Raw genomic sequence first — 2,581 nt, forward strand, 5'->3', positions numbered from 1 at the left:
TGATGCCGGAGGAGACGACGTTGCCGAGCACGCGCTCGGCCAGGAACGCGGTCTTGGCGAAGAGGCCGAACGGGACGAGCACGAAGCCGGCGAGCGTCGTCAGCTTGAACTCGATCAGGGTCACGAACAGCTGGATCGCCAGGATGAAGAAGGCGACGAGCACGACGAACCAGGCGATCAGCAGCACGGCGATCTGGATGAAGTTCTCGAAGAACGACACGTAGCCGACGAGCTGTCCCGCAGCGGCGAGGATCGGCTTGCCGGCGTCGATGCCGACCTGGGCGATGCGGCCCGGCTGCAGGAACTGGTCGGCCGAGAGGCTCGACCCGGAGGCCTTCAGGCCGAGCCCGGCGAAGGACTCGAACACCAGCCCGGCAAGGCGGTTGAAGTTGCCGATGAGGAAGGCGAAGAACCCGACATAGAGGGTCTTCTGGACCAGGCGGGTGATGACGTCCTCGCCATTGCCGGACGCCCAGAACAGGCCGGCCAGCGTCACGTCGATGACGATCAGTGTGGAGGCGAGGAACGCGACCTCGCCGCCGAGCAGGCCGAAGCCGGAATCGATGTAGCGCGAGAACACCTCGGTGAAGCGGTCGATGATGCCGGTGTTCATGTCAGTCGACCGCCCCGTGGCTCGCGGGCCGCCGCGGCTCGGCGTTGGGCGCCAATGGCGATGGCTCGTCGCCCGGGGAGCCGGGAGACCGGACGCTCGTCTCCGGTCGAACGGACCCGGTCGGTACCTCCGTGCTCCGGCTCGATCCGAAGAAGCGGTCCTGGTTCTTGGCCCAGACCGCCCGACAGGCCGCATCGTCGGCTTCGGCCAGACGCAACCGCTTGCAGCGGGCGAGCTCGCGCGCCAGCGGATCGCCGGCCGGGCCGGCCGGCATCTCAGGCGCGCGGCCCGGCTCCTCGGCCATTCGGCCCGTGACGGCGACGGCCGTCACGACAGAGGCGCCGGCGAGCGCGACCACGACGACACGAACCAGGGTCTTGGCGGTCATTCCATCCTCCCCTACGGGCTGAACATGCGGACGGGCTGGGCCTGGTAGCCCTGGCCCGTGGTGAGGAAGCGGTCGAGCTGGGCGCGTGCCTGCTCCTGGCTGGCACTGCTGCGGGCGCCCGAGAGGCTGTCGGCCCGGGCCTGCGCCGCGAGGACCGCGGTCAGGTCTGCGAGCTGGCGGATCAGCAAGGCGATGAGCTGGTTGCCGGCCTGGGCCGCCTGCAGGGCGCCGACGGCGGCCTGGCTCGCGGCGACGAGCGTGTCGGTCTCGCCGCGGGTCGTGTCGAGCGACTGCACGGCGCCGGCCTGGACCCGCAGCGAATCCTGGAACGCGGCATGGGAGGTCTGCCAGCGCTCCTTGGCGTCGGAGGCGAGCTGCTGCGACGAGGCGGTGCCGGAATAGGCTTGCGGGTAGCTCCGCGTGAAGCTGCGGTCGATCTGGTCGAGGTCGAAGGAGATGCGCTGGACCTGATCGAGGAGCTGCCGCGTCCTCTGGAACGACTGCTGGATCGTCTGCTGTGACGAGTACGGCAGGCTCGCCAAGTTCCGGGCCTGGTTGAGCAGCATCCGGGCCTGGTTCTGCAGGCCGGTGATCTGATTGTTGATCTGCTCGAGCGAGCGGGCGGCCTGCAGCACGTTCTGGGCATAGTTCGAGGGATCATAGACGAGCATCTGGGCGGAGCCGGCCGTCGACACGACGGCGAGCACGCCCACCCCGGCCGAAACACGGATCGCGCTTCCGAAGAACGAACGGCGGGAGCACTGCCGGCTCATGGGCTGACCTCCGTGGCGGATGGCGTCGCGATGTCCTGGGATGTCTGCTCGGCCAGAAGATCGGCGGCCCAGGCGAGCCCCTTGCGCCGCAGCCAGGCGGCGGCGAAGCCGGCGCGGCCGTGCTCGCGGAGAGTCTCGGCGATGGCGGACTGATCGGACTTGGAGGACGCCGCGCAGAAGGCGAGCGCGACCTCGCCGAGGCCGAGCTCGAACAGCCGGTTGCCGCGGCGCGACTGGCAGTAGTAGTCGCGCTTCGGTGTCGCCCGGGCGAGGATCTCGATCTGGCGCTCGTTGAGGCCGAAGCGCCGGTAGATGGCGGCGATCTGCGGCTCGACGGCGCGATCGTTGGGCAGGAACAGCCGCGTCGGGCAGCTCTCGACGATGGCCGGCGCGATCGTGCTGGTCTCGATGTCGGCGAGCGACTGGGTCGCGAACACCACGCTGGCGTTCTTCTTGCGCAGCGTCTTGAGCCATTCCCGGACCTGGGACCCGAAGGTCGGGTCCTCGAGGACGAGCCAGCCCTCGTCGATGATCAGAAGGGTCGGCCGGCCGTCCAGGCGAGCCTCGAGCCGGTGGAACAGGTAGGTGAGGACGGCCGGGGCGGCATCGGTCTCGATCAGCCCCTCGGTCTCGTAGGCCTGCACGTCGGATGCGCCGATCCGTTCGGCTTCGGCGTCGAGGAGCCGCCCCCACGCTCCGCCGAGGCAGTACGGCTTCAGCGCCTGCTTCAGGCCGGCGGATTGCAACAGCACCGTGAGCCCGGTGAGGGTCCGCTCGTTCACGGGCGCCGAGGCGAGCGACGTCAGG

Annotated in this window: 3 protein-coding genes and 1 pseudogene; all 4 read right to left on the minus strand. The window is 69.5% G+C overall.

Going from position 1 to position 2,581, the window contains the following annotated elements; translation table 11 throughout:
- Nucleotides 1–613 (minus strand): P-type conjugative transfer protein TrbL (trbL, locus tag ABTU92_RS21305; RefSeq protein ID WP_408093632.1); only part of this gene is annotated, 613 nt, incomplete at its 3' end.
- Between the two features lies 1 nt (nucleotide 614).
- Nucleotides 615–1,001: a putative entry exclusion protein TrbK-alt gene (gene trbK-alt, locus ABTU92_RS21310; protein ID WP_155481576.1), complete on the minus strand. Its 387-nt coding sequence runs from the start codon at nucleotides 999–1,001 to the stop codon at nucleotides 615–617.
- 11 nt (nucleotides 1,002–1,012) lie between these two features.
- On the minus strand, nucleotides 1,013–1,774 hold the full coding sequence (gene trbJ, locus ABTU92_RS21315; protein ID WP_155481575.1) for a P-type conjugative transfer protein TrbJ: 762 nt from the start codon (nucleotides 1,772–1,774) through the stop codon (nucleotides 1,013–1,015).
- Nucleotides 1,771–2,581 (minus strand): annotated as a pseudogene (locus tag ABTU92_RS21320) (conjugal transfer protein TrbE); the annotation flags it as partial. The pseudogene ABTU92_RS21320 and the gene trbJ, both read right to left, overlap by 4 nt.

Origin of the sequence: Rhodoplanes sp. SY1 (assembly GCF_046000175.1) — a bacterium.
Lineage (GTDB): Bacteria > Pseudomonadota > Alphaproteobacteria > Rhizobiales > Xanthobacteraceae > Rhodoplanes.